This is a genomic window from Qipengyuania sp., assembly GCF_042095715.1.
Lineage (GTDB): Bacteria > Pseudomonadota > Alphaproteobacteria > Sphingomonadales > Sphingomonadaceae > Qipengyuania.
The window spans coordinates 1-16,356 of the sequence record NZ_JBELMO010000012.1 but is presented as its reverse complement, the minus strand read 5'-3'; the positions used below and the strand labels follow the sequence as shown (position 1 = coordinate 16,356).

Sequence of the window (16,356 nt, the reverse complement as noted above, 5' to 3'; positions counted from 1 at the left end):
CTACCGGAACAGCTTGAGGTCGACCGCCTCTGCCATGGCCGCATAGCCGGTGTCGTTCGGGTGGAGAAAGTCTCCGCTGTCGAAGTCCCTCCGAAGGCGTGCCGGCTCGGCTGCGTCCCTCATCGCTGCATCGAAATCGACGATCCCGTCGGCCATGGTTTGCGTGCGTATCCAGGCATTGACCTCCTGGCGGAGGCCTTCGCCCCAGTCGCTGAAATAGGGCGCTCCCTTGAAAGGCAGGATCGTGCCGAGGACGACCTTGATACCTTTTCCGTGCGCCCGCTCGATCATCTGGCGGTATGCGCCGATCAGCCGGGCGGCGGTCATTGTCTCGGTACGGTTCTCACGCCAGGCATTGCCGATGTCGTTTATCCCCTCGAGCATCACGACGTGGCTGACCCCCGGCACGGAAAGGACATCGCGATCGAACCGCGACAGCGCATTTGGGCCATATCCGTCGGTGAGCAAACGGTTGCCGCCGATCCCGGCGTTGGCCACCGCAGTCGATCGAACACCTTTTGCTATGAGACGCTCGGCAAGATCGTCGGGCCATCGATTGTCAGCGTCGAGGGTCGCGCGAAACCCGTCGGTGATGGAATCGCCGAACGCCACCACTGTATGCGCCTTGCGCTCGGCGGCGACCTTGAGCGCCGTCAAGACTACCCGCATCGTGAAGGGTTTCGCCTCGTCCAGACGGGTTCGTTCCGACTGGTCGCCTGGTGCGAGCCATCCCGTCGCGACGGCTTGCCGGTGTGTCGCAAGGTCGGTGCCGCCGCTCGGCAGGTAGATCGAAACCGCGACCTTCCCGAGCGGCTGTATGGGGAAGTCTATCGTATCGCTGATGAAGGGCGAATGCGCAGGGACGACTGCGCGCCTTTCGCCCCCGGAAAACGTCACGGTTCGGCTGGACCCGGGAACGATCGAGCCATCCGGTGCAGCGAGCGCGATTTCGACGTGGCCGATGTCGAGCGGGGCTGCGTTTTCTAGGTTGGAAAGGACAATGCGCATTCGCTCTCCGCCGCTGGATACGCGAACGATCTGGCGAATGGTATGATCGGTGACGTCGGGTAGGGCGGCACGAGGGTCGCTGACCGGCTCGTGCATCGCGACCGCCCAACTGCGGACGAATGTTTCATTCTTCGCGGAAGCAGGCGATATCGTAAGGATCGCTGCGAGCAATGAGAGCATGACGCGGTTTATGTCGAAAGGCATCGGTCAGTCCTCGGCGGGCAGAAGAATGCGGGACGGCTCGTCGCGAGATACCGAAAGCTGGCCATCACACTCATGAAGTTCGGTGACCTGGATCACACTTCGACGGCCCCACCCGGGTTTGCCGGCGGCTTCCGGTTCGCCGCTCTGCTGGACGAAATAGAACAGCCAGGCTCGGTCGCCGACCACGACTACGTCGGGATGCTGGCCCTTGGCTCTGTCAGTCAGGCGAACGCCGGGTTCGTCTAGGAGATAGTTCTCTTGCTTGGTCCAGTTCGCCCCGTTCTGGGAGCGCATGACCAACAAGCCTTTCCAGGCATCGCTGATCAACCAGACACTGCCCTTCCACTGGAACGCTACCGGACCTTCGCCGGGCGTCTGGATCACGGTATCGCGGATGCTCCAGTTTATGAGGTCATCGCTGTCGGCGAAGCGGACGGATTTGCCCTTGCGCTCGTCATTGAAATACATGCGGAAGCCACCGGTCGGAAGCGGCATTACTTCTGCGTCGATAACCCGGTCCGATCCGAGTTCGGGGGCATCACTGCACGTCCAGGTTCGAAGGTCGTCGCTGGCAAGGTGGACGATTCGACGGGGCGCATTCCAGTCGCGATAGATGCCCGGCACCACCGTCACCCACATGTGCCAGGTTTTGCCGACACGCAGGACATCCGGCGCCCAGAGCGTTTCGCCGGTACAGGCCGAGGGAAGCTTCGCCGTTCCGGCATAGCGCCAGTCGGCGCCGTCCTTCGAGCGAGCGATACCGATTGCCGTGCCATGGACCCAGCGCACGTCCTTGGAATCGTCCAGCTCCATGTCGGCGCGGCGATTGGTGTAAAACATCACCCACTTGCCTGCTCGGGGATCGTACACGACGCTCGGGTCGGCGGCGCCATCATGGACGGGATCACGATAGAGCGGCGCCGGGGCGAGCGTGCCAGCGTCCGCCGATACTGTGCCCGCTGCCAGAAGCGCAAGCGCCGCGGTCAGTATCATTACGCCTGAACCGCCACCGTGTTGCGGCCCCAAAGCCGCTCATAAGGCCACCCGGTCAGGTTCTCTACCACGCGACCGTTCTCGACACTGGTAGGCTCGGTTGCACCGGTACGGAGGTGTTCGATTTCATGCATGAGTATGGCATGGGTGCGCGGGTCGAGGCGAAAGCGCAGCGAGACGAACACACCAAATGCCAGGACGGACAGGACACCCACGCCGAGAATGAGGGCGAGGGTCTGAATCGCCTGGGCGCTCTGCTGTTCCTGGCCGGAGATGAACCCGCCCTTTTCCATCAGCACGCCGACGCCCGCGACGGCGGCGGCCTGCGTGGCCTTGCGCACGAAGGTCATGACGCCTGCGAAGCTGCCTTCCCGGCGCAGGCCCGTCACCGCCTCGTCGACATCAGCCATGTAGTTGTAGGTCGCCCAGGGAATATAGTTAAGCGCGCCACGGCCCAGGCCGGCAAGGCCGATGACGATGTAGATCAGTGCACTCGTGGCGGTTACCCCCTGCGACCAGTAGTAGAGCAGCATGATAACGCCGATCGCAAAGCAGGCCGCGGCGATCTGATAGGCCAGCGAAGGCGATTTTCGCAGCGCGAGATTGATAGCGATGATCACCGCGACGAACTGAACCATGTACATGGTGCCGAGCAGCGCGCCGGCAATCGCGGTCGATCCCGCCAGCGCGAAAACGACGAAGAAGGTGAACGCTGCGTTGAATATGTCCTGGCTGATATAGCCGCCAAGATACATGCCGAGGTGCAGGCGGAATGCCCGTATGCGCATCGTGGAGGCCAGATTGCGAAAAAGCCCCTTAAGCACGCTCCCCAGGCCTCCTCCCGGCCCTTCCCTTTTCGCCATTTCAGGATGCCTGCGTTCCCAGCTGAAAAAATAGAGGAACGCAACCGCCAGCATGAACAGCACCGAGAAAACGATACCCATGTAAAAGAACGTATCGGCGCTATCGCGGCCAAGGTAATCGATCAGCCACAGCGGCAGGAAACCCGCAAGGATCGCGGAGGCCTGCGCAAAGAGGATGCGAAACCCGGCAAATTTGGCCTTCGTCTTGTAATCGCTCGCCATTTCCGCCGCGAGCGTTTCGTACGGAATGATCTCCATGGCATAGATCAGTTCGAACAGAACGTAGCTGATGAGATAATACCAGAACGTCTGCCCGGGCAGCCACATCAGCGCGAAGCTGGGCATGAGCGGGATCGCGGCGAGAATGAAGAAACGCCGACGGCCGAACCGCCGGCCAAGCCACGTCGAGCCGAAATGGTCGGTGATGTGTCCGATCAAAGGGGATGCGATGGAATCGATCAGTCGCGCGATCGCAAAGATCAGCGCCGCTTGGGTCGCCGAAAGGCCGCAGAACTGGGTGTAGAAGATCAGGACCCACGACGAGATGACCGCCATCGAACCCGCCCCAAGGATGTCGTTCGATCCATAAGCGAGAAAGTTGATGAGACGCACGGGACGGGCCGTTGCGCCCGCCGTAGACCCCTTCGCGACGGGTGTGCCCGTGGCCATCCCTGCTATCCTCCGTCCCGGCAAGCATTCGGCTTGCCTAGTCACGCCTTTAGCGCCATATTGTGGAAACGTATCATACTATATGAAATCCGCAAGGTCCTAATTCCTAGGCGGATCGTAGGGAAGGGAACCCGCTGGTGAAGTCTTTCAAGACAGCGATTGCCGCCGCCGTACTGCTTGCCGGCATGGGCGCCCCGTCAACCGTTCTGGCCACTCCTGCGGCGTCCTGGGTCGACGCGACAACCGGGCACCGGGTCGTGCGTATCAGTACGGTCCCGGGAACGACGAGCCTTTATTTTCACCAGAACAGCTTCACCCCCCAAGGCGACAAGATGGTCGTGCAGCTGCCCGATGGCATCGGCGTCGTCACGGTCGGCACGTGGGGCCTGGCGCCGCTCGTCAAGGGTGAGGGGGTCACGCTGTTGTTCACCGGTCGCAAAACCCGAAGCGCATACTACACCACCCGCGCCCGTGACGATGCGGGCGGTGCGACCGAGATCCGCGCCGTCGATATCGACAGCGGGAAGACGCGCCTGGTCGCGCGGGTGCCGGGCGGAACGATCGGCTCGATCAATGCGGATGAAACACTGCTGCTCGGGCAGGTCACCCTGACGGACTACGACCTCAATCCCGATGGGACGAGACGTCAGCCGGGGCAGGTCGCGCCCGCACAACGGCCCGGTGAAACGGATTATCGCGCGACGCGTCCCGACGGCACACCCTATACCTACGCCGAAGCGAAAGAGCGGAGGCTGCATGAACGTCTGAAGGCAGGCTTGCCGATGGAGATCTTCACGATCGACATCCGGACCGGCGAACGCAAGGTGGTCGTCGCGTCTAAGGACTGGCTCAACCACATCCAGTTCTCGCCGACGGATCCGCACCAGATCATGTACTGTCACGAAGGCCCTTGGCACGAGGTCGATCGGATCTGGACGATCCGCACCGATGGAACAGGCAAGACCAAGGTGCACGAGCGGATGATGAACATGGAGATCGCGGGTCACGAGTTCTTCTCGCCCGACGGCAAGACCATCTGGTACGACCTGCAGACCCCTCGCGGGGAGGTTTTCTGGCTCGCCGGACATGAAATCGAGACAGGAAAACGGCATTGGTACAAGATCGACCGCAACCAATGGTCGGTGCATTACAACCAAGCACCCGACATGCAGCATTTTTCCGGCGACGGGGGCGATAGCGAGATGGTCGCCCACGCGCCCGACGGAAAGTACCTCTACCTGTTTACGCCCCGCGCCATCCCCGATGTCGCCGACATCCATGCCGACAATGCCGACGAGTTGATCGAACCGGGCGTGCTCGACTCGCAGAAGCTCGTCGACATGCGCAAGCAGGACTATCGGCTGGAGCCGAATATGGTGTTCACGCCAGACGGAAAATGGATCGTCTTCAGAGGCAATTTCGAAGGGGCGAGCCACGTCTACGCGGTCGAGGTGAAGAGCGCTTCTTGATGTCCGCCGCTGCCGCCGCAGCGGTCAGATATACGTCCTCAGGTATTCGCCGAGCGCACAGATTGCCAGGCTTTGTCCGTACGGCATCGAGGTGAGTTCGATATCCTTGTAGAATTGCAGGGTGTCCCCCATCGCCGTGCCGAAGCTGACCTGCTCGAGTTCGCCGTCATCGCTGATATTGTCCATCACGCCCTTGATCGCGCGCAGACCGGTTTCTTCGTACTCGCGCGGAAGGTAACCTTTGCGCACGGCCTTCAGGATACCATAGGCGAAGCCAGCGGTGGCCGAGGCTTCGAGATAGCTGGACGGATCCATCACCAAGGTGTGCCACAACCCGCTGTCGTCCTGAGTTTCACGCAGCGTGCGGACTTGCGCCTCAAGCGTATCGATCAGGAATGTGCGGAAGGCGTCACCCGGTTGGAGGTCGAGGATTTCGATGATTTCGGGGATCGCGATAGTTACCCAGCAATTGCCGCGAGCCCAAAGCGCCTCGGCAAAGTTATGGCGACCGTTGAAGTTCCACCCATGAAACCACAGCCCGGTTTTCTTGTCGAAAAGATACTTGATGTGGACCAGGAACTGCCGCTTCGCTTCCTCGATGTAATGCGGGCGCCCCAACAACACGCCAATCTTGGCGAGCGGCAGGACGCTCATCATCAACGTGTCGTCCCACATCTCGCCCGGGTTCACATCGTTATAGACGATATGCTGGAAACCGCCGTCCTCGGTCTTGGGTAGTCCGTCGGCGGCCAACAGCCAGTCGCACCAGGTTTCGAGATAGGGGATGTTCGCCGGGTTGGGCTCGTACTCGTGAAGGTAAGCGAGCGTGATGAAGGGCGCGACCGTATTGATGTTTTTAGTCGGCGTTCCTTCGCAAAGACGATCGGCGAACCAGCCTTTGATGATATCGAGGGCCATGCGATCGCCGGTCTGTTCGAAGTAGCGCCACATGCCGAAAAGACCGACGCCATGGGTCCACTCCCACCCGTTCCAGCCCTTGGTGTCTATCACCCGTCCGTCGGGTAGATGCAGCAGGAACTCACCCGTCTCGTCCTTGATATTGACGAGGTTGTCCATCAGCCGGCGGATGGTGGCTATCACATCGTTCCGACTGACGGCTCGGGTGGGCGCACGTAGAATGCTGTCGTCCTCGTCGTGCGAGCCTGTTTCCGATGCCATTGAGCGCTTCCCCTGTTCTTCGCCGAGGCTCTGCGGATCACCCCCGTCGTGGACTGCGGCGTTTTGAACCGTCATCTTAGCAATTCCTCGGGTTTGCCGGGGGCTGGGACGTTCCGTACGTCGAGGCCGCCACGGCGATTATGGAGAGTGACCAGGCGGACTGCTTCCAGCGCGTGGCCGGGCGCGCCATCCGAGATAACGGCGAGTGCAATGGTGTTTCGGCCGTTATGATCGAGGATGCCGCGCGGGATCGGAAAGACCCGCTGCGGCCCGACGTGAGCGATGAACTGCCCCATGTTCCAACCATTTACGAATAGCGTAGCGCGGTAAGCGACAGGGGAGCGCGGCTGGTCTACGTCGCCGAACGCGACGCCGATGGTTGCGTCCTGTCCCTCCGGCACGTCCAAGGCAAAGTGTGTGCGATACCAGGTGACGCCCGGTTCGACCTTGCTGTCGGGCAGAATGGTGCGCTGCCACTTCGCATCTTCGAATCCAGGCAAATGCCAGCCGTCGAATTCACCGTTCAGCCCGCCATTGTTGGCGACGCCGCGAACCAAGTCGGGAAGGTCCTCGCCCCGCCCGTGGATTTTCCACTCGATCGGCACGGCGAAGCTGCGTCCGCCCGGTCGGTCAAGCGATACGGATACGAGGCCGCGTGCCTCCTTGTGAAAGTCGTCCGCTTCCAGGTTCCAGTTGTGACCGTTGTTGCGAAGGAGGACCGCGAGAACGTGCCGTCCCGGCTTGCGGGCCGCGTCCGGCAGATCGAAGCTTGCCACCCCGGTCGTTATCGGGCGGGGCAAGCCGCCGGGCAGTTCGTCCTGCCCGACGAATTCGCCATCCATATAGACCTGAATCATTCCGCTGCCTCCGGCTCCATAGTGGAGCCGAATGCGTTCGGCATCCGGGGAGCCGTCGAACCTTCCACGATACCAGACATCGCCGTCATGGATGCCATAAGGATCCATCAACAAGTTGGGCTGACCGTCCGGGCGTGCCGTGGTGCTGGAATAGCGCTGGCCCTCGGTCTTCTGCCACGAATTGTCGTCGAAATCGCCGGCGCTTTCGGGCGACCCTTTCATCCGTTTCCACTCGGTGAGTGCGGGCAGATCAAGGGGGTCCGGGCCGGGCAGATCGCGGATTGCGACCAGGCTACCCGAGGGTGACGGCCGCATTGCGATCCGCTCCCCGTTCCAGCTCACCTCTCGGAGGGCGCGCGGAGCCCACACTTCGAGTGGAGATGCAATGTCGGTGTCGCCCAAGAGATCGAGAGAGCCACGCGCTGCGCTTGCCTCACGGAGAAGTTCCGGACCGCGAACGAGGATATCGCCGGAGGTCGTTTCCTGCTTCCAGAACTGCCAGCCGGTTTCTTCGTCGGCAATGAGCAGCGTCGACGCCGGGCGCCCGCCGCCTTCGATCGCAACGCGGGCGAGGCCGGAATGCGAGTAAGTCAAAATCAGGTCACCGCGGGAGGCATCCCAGCTGTGAGCTACGTCGCCTTCGATCACCCGAACCTGTGGCTCGCTGGAATATCGCAGGGCGGTTTCGCCGGCTTCGCCTTCCCGTCCGTAAAAGAGGACGGTCTCTTTTCCGTCAACCGTAAGCGCGGTTTGCAGTTCGGATGTCGAATAGACCAGTTTTTGTCCGCCTAGCGTGACATTGGCGATCAACCATTTCGCGTCAAATCCGTTGAGCTCCATGTCGCCGCTCGAAGGGATGCGATACGAACCGCCAGGCAAGTCTATTGTGAAGTTGAAGCGTATGTCCGCCCTGCCGTTTGACGGGTTCTGTGTGACCATCAGGAACCGCGCATCGGTTTCAGGCCGCCGGTTGTGATAGATCCGAACCTTATCGGTCGAAATCGTTGGCTTTCCTGCGGGCACCATTCCGGCAAGGTCCGGCACAGCCTCGATCAGACCGCCCAGTTGCTTGAGTTCCTTGGCCTTGTCGCGAACCGTGCGGACTTCGGAAATAGCCGCGCCATAATCGTAACTGGTGAACACCACCGGTGCGGGCAGCCAGCCCCAGCTTGTCCCGCCATAGCCCATGTAGAAGCTCTGGATTCCGATCCCGTTGGCCAGATTGGTGCCATAGAACACCCGCTGGTACCGCCGTCCACGCTGGACGGCGTTGCACTCGTAACCGCCGTTGGACCCCCAGTAGTCGAACCAGCCGCCGCCGAATTCGGCCGCGAAACCCGGCGTCTTCGGGGAGGCCGATGAACCGCCCCGGGCGCCGCCGGGTCCATAGTAGCCGAAGTCGGGGGCAGGCGATCCGCGAGTCACTTCGCCGCCGACGGTGCAGGTCCCGCCGGGATAGCTGTCCCAGGCATACATGTCGGTCGGCCCGGCAACGGTCTCCGGGACATCGCTGCTTTCGGGTACCCAGTAGCCATTGCGGCCCTGGTCGTTGTGAAAGATTGGCACCGTTATCCCGTCTTCGCGGGCCTTAGCGTAGAGGTGATCCATGTACCGACGCTGTTTGGGCGTGGTGACCGCGAGCTCGTTCTCGATCTGATGCAGGATGACCGAGCCGCTGTTCCCTTTGCCATCGCCATTGATCTGATGCCGCGCGATGATTGCGTTGATCCGCGTCAGCCACTCGTCACCCGCGGCTTCGTATTCGGGATCATCCGTCCGTGCGCGAGCCCGCTGGTTGACCATCCAGCCCGGATATCCGCCGCGACTGAGTTCAGCATTCACATACGGCCCCGCGCGGGTGATGACGTAGAGACCTTCCTCCTGCGCAATCGTCAGCAGGCGATCGACATCTCGAATGCCGCTAAAATCGTACACCCCCTGCTTGGGGCTGTGGTATCCCCAGTCGAAGTAAAGCGCGACGGTGTTGAACCCGTTCGCCTTCATCTTCTGAAGAATGTCACGCCACAGGTCGGGGCTGGGCAGGCGGAAATAATGCATTTCGCTGCCCCAGATGATCTTGCGTTCGCCGTCGATGAGGAGCGAGCGACCGTCGAACGCCACCCGCCCGAACTGCTGGATCGGCGCGTCGACGTCGGCCGGAGCGGTCGCTTCCTGGGCCGAAGCTGTCGGCCCGGGGAGCGCCAGCGAGATCGCGGCAGCAAGCACGAATGACGAGGTCGGTATCATCCTCATGCGAGGTGGAACACCCGCTCGAGAGGCCATTCGCACGGTCGATTGTCGGGATGGGTTTCCATGAACGGAGCCATCTCGTCCCACCATCGCTTCATAACCGGATGAGAGGGAAGGTCCGCGCGACGATCTTCGCCTTCGATGGTCAGGATGGCAAACAGGGCGTTGCTGTCTTCATCGTGATAGATCGAATAGTCGCGCACCCCTCTTGCACGCAGGAGATCCACCAATTCGGGCCAGATGTGGTCGTGGGCAGCCCGGTACGCGTCGCGCATACCCGGCTTCAACTGCATACGAAATGCATGGCGCATCACGATGTCCCTCTCGCCCATATTATGAAATTTCGTTCCATATTATATTCCGATTATGATTGAGTCAATTGGTAACGATGGACAATCAATTGCCCTCGGGGCGCACTGTGCTGCTCGCTGAACTGGCGACGATGCCGAGCGCGCGCCGGTAGTTCTCTTCGGGCGATCCAGCAGCGACAGGCTCAATCGCCGAGCGGAGACCCGGGACCCCGGTCCGCGCCTCTGCCGCAACGAACCGCGCAAGCAGCCAGGCGCCTGCGTTGTCATGGTGCGTCCGATCTTTTCCGCCGTCGTTGAACAGTAGAGCTGCCTGCTCCTCGCCGAGTTCGGAATACAGCGTCCGTGAGAAGGCATTCAGGTCGATCAACGGAACATTGTCACGTTCTGCGACCGAACGCATCGCGTCGGCATATTCGGTCAAGGTTTCTCGGACGGAGCCATCGGCCTCGAAATTTCTTCGCTCCGGCGGTGTAACAAGAACCGGGATGGCTTTTCGTGCCCTTGCTTCGGCAATGTAGGTGCGGAGATAGGCGGGGTAAGCATATCGAGGGTCGACATACGTCTGGGGCCACTGGCTTTTCTGGTCGTTGTGGCCGAACTGGATGAAGAGGTAGTCGCCCTCCCGGACAGTCGATAGCACTTTCGCCAGGCGCAATTCCGCCAGAAACGACTTCAGGGTTTCGCCGGATTCCGCGTGGTTTGCGACAGCGACACCGCTGCCCGCGAAGGCTGGGAGCATCTGGCCCCAACTCGCCGCTGGCTCGTAGCGCTGGTCGGTTACTGTCGAATCGCCGACGAGATAGATCGTCGGTACATCCGCTTGCTCGAGTGTTATCCGCCTGACGTCCGCCGGGTCCGAGAAGTCGAGTGTCAACCGGTCGTCCCATGTCCGGCTGCCTTCTTCGCTGCTCTTCAGTGCCACCTTTGCGCCGCCGGGCGCGTTTGCCGGCGGCGCTGTGAGGGAGCGCATACGGACATTGACGACGAAGTTGCGTTCGACGAACTCCCCCTTGCGAGTTTTCAGGCGGTCGATCATCAGGCGACGCGCTTCGGCTTTGACCGTCGTCGTCGCAGCATGGGCCGCATTGCCGATCGTCAGCGATACCCGCCAGTTCCCTTCCGGAACGGCTATTGAAAAACTGCGCGGATCGTCCGGCTCGAAACCCGACGATCCATCATAAACCCGCGCGGGCGCGAGAACGTAGGAGGCGATTGTTCGCTCCTGTGCCATCACTGGGCCGATCCACAGCAGAGCACCCGACACAGAGATCGGGAGGGCAAAGCCCATCACTTCGCCGGGCCTATCCCGCTCACGCGCGAGGCAAGGTCGAACGAAAGATGCGGCGGCTGGTTATAGGCCGAATTCTGCCAGGCGATGGCCACCCGGTATTGCGGGTCCGTCATCAGGGGCGGCAGCCCGATGGTCGTCGGGTAGGGTGTCGTATATATGCGCAGTTCCGTGCTGTCTTCGTTCCGAAAAATCACCTCTTCGCGCCAATCCCCCACCAAATCGGCGCTGAGCGCAGGCGTAGCCTTGGTGCCGTTGTTCGACGCAGCACCATCGGCAAGGAAGATCCGGTCGTCCCGAACGTCATTCCAGTTCCACTTGTAGATGCTCGTCCCATCGAGCAATTCGCGCTGAGCATCACCGTCCCACCAGATACCGAAGTTGATCGAGCGGGGATGTTTCTCACCTATGGGATTGCCCCGCGCGTCGAACAGCCGTGGATCGTTCGATGCCCATGCCTCGGCGCCTGGGAAGCGGGGATCGATGTCGAACGCGACGCCGCGCCCGGTATCCTTGTCGGCGTGAGTGGTCCACAGAACCTTGCCGGTCGCCGCATCGAGCATCGCGGAGCCGATATTTCCGTTGCGCATCTCCTCGTGGACGCCGAACCGTTCGAGGCCCGGACGCGTTGGATCAAGGTCGCCTACATGCAGTGCATCGCCGTGGTAAAGTTCGGCTGACCACAATCCAGACCCATCGTCATCCAGTGCCATGGACCCATAGATGATCTCCTGACGGCCATCTCCATCGACGTCCGCAACCGACATCTGGTGATTGCCCTGTCCGGCAAAGCGATCGTCGCCTGGGCTGGAACTGTCGAAAAGCCAGCGCTGGGTCAATTCACCGCCCCGCCAGTCCCAGGCCGCTATCACGCTGCGCGCGTAATAGCCGCGACCGAATATCCCGCTCGGCAACTTGCCATCGAGATAGGCAACGGACGCGAGATAGCGTTCGGACCTGTTGCCGTATCCATCGCCCCACAAACGAGCAAGTTCGTCTCGGGTTGCAGTTTCCGAGACCATGCCACGGGGCGGTGAGTAGGGTGCGCTCGCGAGCTCTGCTCCCGTCGCACCGTCGAAAACGGTGAGAAATTCCGGACCGGAAAGGATACGACCCGTTAACTCGGCCCTCATCGCACCGGCGGAGTCTCGGGTGGAGCCGGTCCGGTCCTTGGTCGCCGAGGTGCCGTTCCTTTCGCGCCAGTCGGCATTGGCGTCGCCGAGCACCTTGCCGGTTCCGTCAACAGTGCCGTCGGCCGTCTTGACCATGACCTCAGCATTGCCGTCGCCATCGAAGTCGGCCACCATGAATTGCGTGTAGTGCGCGCCCGAGCGAATGTTCGGACCCAAGTCGATGCGCCAGAGCCTTTGACCATCCATGCTGTAGGCATCGAGGATCGTCTCGCCGGTGTATCCGCCGAAAGCATTGTCCTTGGATATTCCGGGATCCCATTTCACGACAAGTTCAAATTGCCCGTCGCCGTCCAGATCCCCCGCCGAGACATCGTTGGCGCGGTATTCATATGCTTCACCCGCAGGGGACTTTCGCATGGCGGGCTTATCGAGCGGTATCGACAAGTAGCCCTTGCTCCAAGTCGATATAGGAGCGGGAGGGGCCTCCTCCACAATCAGCGTGTAACGCGACTGCGGCGTGCCTTCAGGGTCATGAAACGTCGAGTGACCCGTCACCGTGGCGATCTGCTCGCCGTCACGCAAAAGCGACACCGCTTCCCCCGGGGCGAATTGCCAATCGACCAGCATTCCTTCGCCTATCGCCGGCACCGCGACAGCTGCTCGACCGACGACGTCAATACGACTTCCCATCGGCATCGTCGCGCAGCCCGTCGCGAATATTGTCGCGAGGATTGCTCCAACGCCGCGCTTTCCCATCCGCGCCATCAATCTCTCCCATATTATGGTATCAAAGTCCTATAGCTGAAAATTATTGTTGGCAAGAGCATGGGTTGCCGATATGCCAAAGATCACAAGAGGCGCGCAAAAAGCGTGAAAACGAGCGCGAAAACACAAGCCTTATTGGGAGAGGGAAGTGATGAGAATCAGTGTTTTGTCGAGAGCTTTTGCAACCACCTCGGTGGTGGTACTGGCCCTGTCGACGACGACCGCGATGGCTCAGGCAAGCGATTCGCAGCAAAATAGGGACGAAACGTCGCAGTCCGACGCGCCGGCCAATTCTTCTACCTCATCGAGCACTTCTGAACCCGGCGACGTAATTGTGGTCAGCGGCATCCGTGAGTCGCTGGCATCGGCTATCGATCGGAAGAAGAATGCCGGCACCACGGTCGATTCCATCGTTGCCGAAGATGTGGCGAAATTCCCCGATAAGAATATCGGCGAGGCACTGTCACGCGTGACTGGTGTTCAGTTGACCCGAGACTTCGGCGAAGGCGTACAGGTCTCGATCCGTGGCGTCGAACCGGACCTCAACCGGGTGGAAGTGAACGGAGCTACAACACTTGGTCAAGGCGGACGCGGCAACGACTTTCGCGAACTCGCAGCAGAGCTGATCAAGTCCGTAGACGTCTTCAAGGGTTATTCGGTGGACCTTACCGAAGGCGGCGTCGGCGGAACGGTCGCCATTACGACCCGCAAACCTCTCGAGCTTCGCGAGCCGCTGTTGGTAGCGTCGTTGGCAGGCCAGACCGTCGATACGATTGGAAGCTGGAAGCCGCGCGCGACACTGGTAGCGGGTTCGAAATTCCTCGACAATCGCATCGGCTTTCTTGTCAACGCGACCTATGATCGGAACGATACCCGCGGCGATTTCATTCGTAACACCGAATGGGTCCGGCTCGGCGATCTCAACGGCGATGGCCGACGCAACACGGTAAATCCTAATTTCGCCAACATCGAGAGTCTGGCTGGCTGCGGTGCCGTACCGACGACCGGTAGCACCGGTGCTACGCGCGCGGATTGCCAGGCGCAGTTCTATGACTTTTCGCCCCGCATTCCGCGCTATGGGATCTGGGTGCGGAACGACGAGCGTCTGTCTCTGGATGCGACCCTCCAGGGGGAGATCGCAGACAATTTTCGCGCGTATGTCGGCATCCAGTATAACGAGCGCAACAACCACCTCACCGACTACAACCGCGTGTTCGATCTTACAGCGACGTCTCGTTATACGCTGGGGTCATCAGTAACGGTCGATGACAATGGCAATGTGATCGGGCTGACGACAGCTCCAACGGTCACGAACAACGCGTCGACGGCTAACGCGGGCGCAGGTTCAATCTTTAATGTCGAAAAGCGCGACTTCGGCTACGTTCAGAAGTCGACCTATTATAATGCCGGGTTCGATTGGAACATAGGCAACCTTTCGGTGACCGGACTGGCGGTGAACTCCAAATCGACCACTTTTGGCGACACCAATCGGATTTCGATCCAGGCTTCTCCGCGTAGCGTGCGTATCGAACTTGATCCGGAAACCGGGACCCCTAGCTTCCAGTTCCCGGCTGGCTTCGATGCCGACGACATCTCGGCATTCGACTACGATGCTTCCGCGCGGGCGCTTGGGCCCCGCCTCGATTATCGTCCGACCGAAACCGACAATACCGAAGATCAGTACAAGGTCGACTTCGACCTCTTGGTGGAAAAGAGCTTTCTCAAAAGCCTGGAGTGGGGTTTCCAGTACCGCGAGGCCGGCGCCGTCAGCTATGGCGGCGGCGGATATCTTACGCCCGACGGAACTTGCATACCTTCCGCCAATGTCACGATCCAGTCGATTGTAAATGGTTCGCCCGACAACCTGACCTACGCGCTGCCCTGCACTGGTACGTCGCCCAACCCGGCACCGACGTTCAGCCCGGTCTGGTCTCCGGATCGCCTCGCGGCTTTTCTTGGTGGTTCTGTCGAGCAGACTCCGGGGACCTTTTACGACCAGCCCGGCTTCAATCGTTCGGGTCTGCAAAATTCCTGGCTCACGCCGAATTTCGACCTGGTATCGGACTATTTCGATCAGTCCGGCTTCAATCACGATTGTGTGCGCGTCTGCAATGGCCAGCCGCAGGCACCGGCTTTCGCAATCACGGAGAAGATCGCAGCGGGATATTTCAAGGTCAATTACGACCAGCCGATCGGAAATATGCAGTTGTTCGGCAACTTCGGCCTGCGCGTAGTCCGCACGCATGACGTATCGTCTGGCACGAACATCATTCGGGAGCGTCGACCCTCAAACAACGCTGCCGGCTTCACCGACGTGACCGTCGGCACGCAACTCATCTCGCTTGAAAACGAATACTGGGACTGGCTGCCAGCGTTCAACGCCGCCTTCGTGATCACGCCGGAGATCATTGCGCGTGCCGACTGGTCGCAAGTGATGGCGCGTCCGCGTTTCACCGATCTCGCGCCGAATTCGAATTGTCTCTACGACCTGACAGCGGAAGGGATGGCGGACGATACGCTCGATGGCTGCTCGGCTGGCAATCCCTATCTCAAGCCTTACCGGGCGTCGCAGTGGAATCTCAATGTCGGCTGGTATCCCAACCGCGATACATCGTTCAGCGTGGGATATTATCAGAAGGACATCTCGTCGTTCATCCTGTCCCGAACTCTGGTCCGTAACGTCAACTTCTTTGGCGACGGCCGCCTGTTTGATGTGAACCAGCCGATCAACGGTACGGGTGCAGTCCAGAAGGGGGTCGAGGTCTCGGCGCAGACCGCGTTCACCTTCTTGCCTTCCCCGCTCGACGGTTTCGGCGCGATCGCGAACTACACCTATTCGGACAGCTCGAATGTCGGACTGGTCGATCAGTTGACCGGCGGAAGCCTGCCTTACCCCTACCTTTCACGTCATAGCTACAACCTGATCGGCTATTACGAGAAGTACGGGATCGCGGCCCGGCTCGCTTACAACTGGCGTAGCCGATATCTGATCGCTGCAGCCGATCGGTCCGGAAATCCGGTGTTCCGTGACGGTTCGGGCTATCTCGACGCACGGCTCGGCTACACCTTCAAGCTCGGACCTGTCGAAAAGCTGGAAATTTTCGGTGAGGCAAAGAACCTCACCGGGACTGCTGAGCGCTCGACGGCTGGCGATATCCGCATGACGGAACTCGCCTACTCCGGTCGTCGCTATTTCTTCGGCTTCCGGGCCGCGTTCTGACGCGGTGAGTGGAGCCAGAAAATTGGATGGCAGCCGGCAGGCATGAACCGGTGTTGCCAAATCTTCCTGTCGTGGCTGGGTGCGGGGATTATCTCCTCCGGCGCCACCACCCCCGCGGGATCCCCCAAATTGCTCGCGCAACCCGAT

Annotated in this window: 10 protein-coding genes; 2 read left to right on the top strand and 8 right to left on the bottom strand. The window is 60.6% G+C overall.

What is annotated here, in order from left to right; translation table 11 throughout:
- From ACFDTG_RS04890 to ACFDTG_RS04880, 3 genes are read right to left on the bottom strand one after another with little or no spacing between them, the layout of a single operon-like run.
- Positions 1-1,212, bottom strand: coding sequence for an SGNH/GDSL hydrolase family protein (locus tag ACFDTG_RS04890; protein WP_375289892.1), 1,212 nt, complete (start codon positions 1,210-1,212; stop codon positions 1-3).
- Positions 1,213-1,215: 3 nt separating this feature from the next.
- On the bottom strand, positions 1,216-2,205 hold the full coding sequence (locus tag ACFDTG_RS04885; protein WP_375289891.1) for a glycoside hydrolase family 43: 990 nt from the start codon (positions 2,203-2,205) through the stop codon (positions 1,216-1,218).
- Entirely contained in the window at positions 2,205-3,737 is a 1,533-nt protein-coding gene (locus ACFDTG_RS04880; protein ID WP_375289890.1) for an MFS transporter, read from the bottom strand. Before ACFDTG_RS04880 ends, ACFDTG_RS04885 begins: the two co-directional genes overlap by 1 nt.
- A 185-nt stretch (positions 3,738-3,922) precedes the next feature.
- Here ACFDTG_RS04880 and ACFDTG_RS04875 point away from each other — a divergent pair, with 185 nt between their 5' ends.
- Positions 3,923-5,206, top strand: a complete 1,284-nt coding sequence (locus ACFDTG_RS04875; protein WP_375289939.1) for an oligogalacturonate lyase family protein — start codon at positions 3,923-3,925, stop codon at positions 5,204-5,206.
- 24 nt (positions 5,207-5,230) lie between these two features.
- Here ACFDTG_RS04875 and ACFDTG_RS04870 read toward each other — a convergent pair whose 3' ends face one another.
- From ACFDTG_RS04870 to ACFDTG_RS04850, 5 genes are all read right to left on the bottom strand, one after another.
- A complete protein-coding gene (locus ACFDTG_RS04870) occupies positions 5,231-6,283 on the bottom strand; it encodes a glycoside hydrolase family 105 protein (protein ID WP_375289938.1) in 1,053 nt (350 codons plus the stop codon).
- Between the two features lie 173 nt (positions 6,284-6,456).
- Entirely contained in the window at positions 6,457-9,495 is a 3,039-nt protein-coding gene (locus ACFDTG_RS04865) for a beta-galactosidase (protein ID WP_375289889.1), read from the bottom strand.
- Complete coding sequence (locus ACFDTG_RS04860; protein ID WP_375289888.1) at positions 9,492-9,803, bottom strand: L-rhamnose mutarotase; 312 nt, start codon at positions 9,801-9,803, stop codon at positions 9,492-9,494. Before ACFDTG_RS04860 ends, ACFDTG_RS04865 begins: the two co-directional genes overlap by 4 nt.
- An 85-nt stretch (positions 9,804-9,888) precedes the next feature.
- A complete protein-coding gene (locus ACFDTG_RS04855) occupies positions 9,889-11,091 on the bottom strand; it encodes a rhamnogalacturonan acetylesterase (protein ID WP_375289887.1) in 1,203 nt (400 codons plus the stop codon).
- Positions 11,091-12,920 carry a rhamnogalacturonan lyase gene (locus ACFDTG_RS04850; protein ID WP_375289937.1) on the bottom strand — a complete coding sequence of 610 codons (1,830 nt, stop codon included), beginning with the start codon at positions 12,918-12,920 and terminating at the stop codon, positions 11,091-11,093. The genes ACFDTG_RS04855 and ACFDTG_RS04850 overlap by 1 nt, the downstream gene beginning before the upstream one ends.
- 220 nt (positions 12,921-13,140) lie before the next feature.
- Between ACFDTG_RS04850 and ACFDTG_RS04845 the strand changes: the two genes are divergently transcribed.
- Entirely contained in the window at positions 13,141-16,209 is a 3,069-nt protein-coding gene (locus ACFDTG_RS04845; RefSeq protein WP_375289886.1) for a TonB-dependent receptor, read from the top strand.
- Positions 16,210-16,356: the final 147 nt, after the last annotated feature.

What these genes read in the sequence shown, in the direction of transcription:
- ACFDTG_RS04880 (WP_375289890.1), bottom strand. Translation starts at nt 3,737, where the DNA reads ATGGCCACGGGCACACCCGTCGCGAAGGGGTCTACGGCGGGCGCAACG.
- ACFDTG_RS04885 (WP_375289891.1), bottom strand. Translation starts at nt 2,205, where the DNA reads ATGATACTGACCGCGGCGCTTGCGCTTCTGGCAGCGGGCACAGTATCG.
- ACFDTG_RS04855 (WP_375289887.1), bottom strand. Translation starts at nt 11,091, where the DNA reads ATGGGCTTTGCCCTCCCGATCTCTGTGTCGGGTGCTCTGCTGTGGATC.
- ACFDTG_RS04865 (WP_375289889.1), bottom strand. Translation starts at nt 9,495, where the DNA reads ATGAGGATGATACCGACCTCGTCATTCGTGCTTGCTGCCGCGATCTCG.
- ACFDTG_RS04875 (WP_375289939.1), top strand. Translation starts at nt 3,923, where the DNA reads ATGGGCGCCCCGTCAACCGTTCTGGCCACTCCTGCGGCGTCCTGGGTC.
- ACFDTG_RS04860 (WP_375289888.1), bottom strand. Translation starts at nt 9,803, where the DNA reads ATGCGCCATGCATTTCGTATGCAGTTGAAGCCGGGTATGCGCGACGCG.
- ACFDTG_RS04870 (WP_375289938.1), bottom strand. Translation starts at nt 6,283, where the DNA reads ATGGACAACCTCGTCAATATCAAGGACGAGACGGGTGAGTTCCTGCTG.
- ACFDTG_RS04850 (WP_375289937.1), bottom strand. Translation starts at nt 12,920, where the DNA reads ATGCCGATGGGAAGTCGTATTGACGTCGTCGGTCGAGCAGCTGTCGCG.
- ACFDTG_RS04890 (WP_375289892.1), bottom strand. Translation starts at nt 1,212, where the DNA reads ATGCCTTTCGACATAAACCGCGTCATGCTCTCATTGCTCGCAGCGATC.
- ACFDTG_RS04845 (WP_375289886.1), top strand. Translation starts at nt 13,141, where the DNA reads ATGAGAATCAGTGTTTTGTCGAGAGCTTTTGCAACCACCTCGGTGGTG.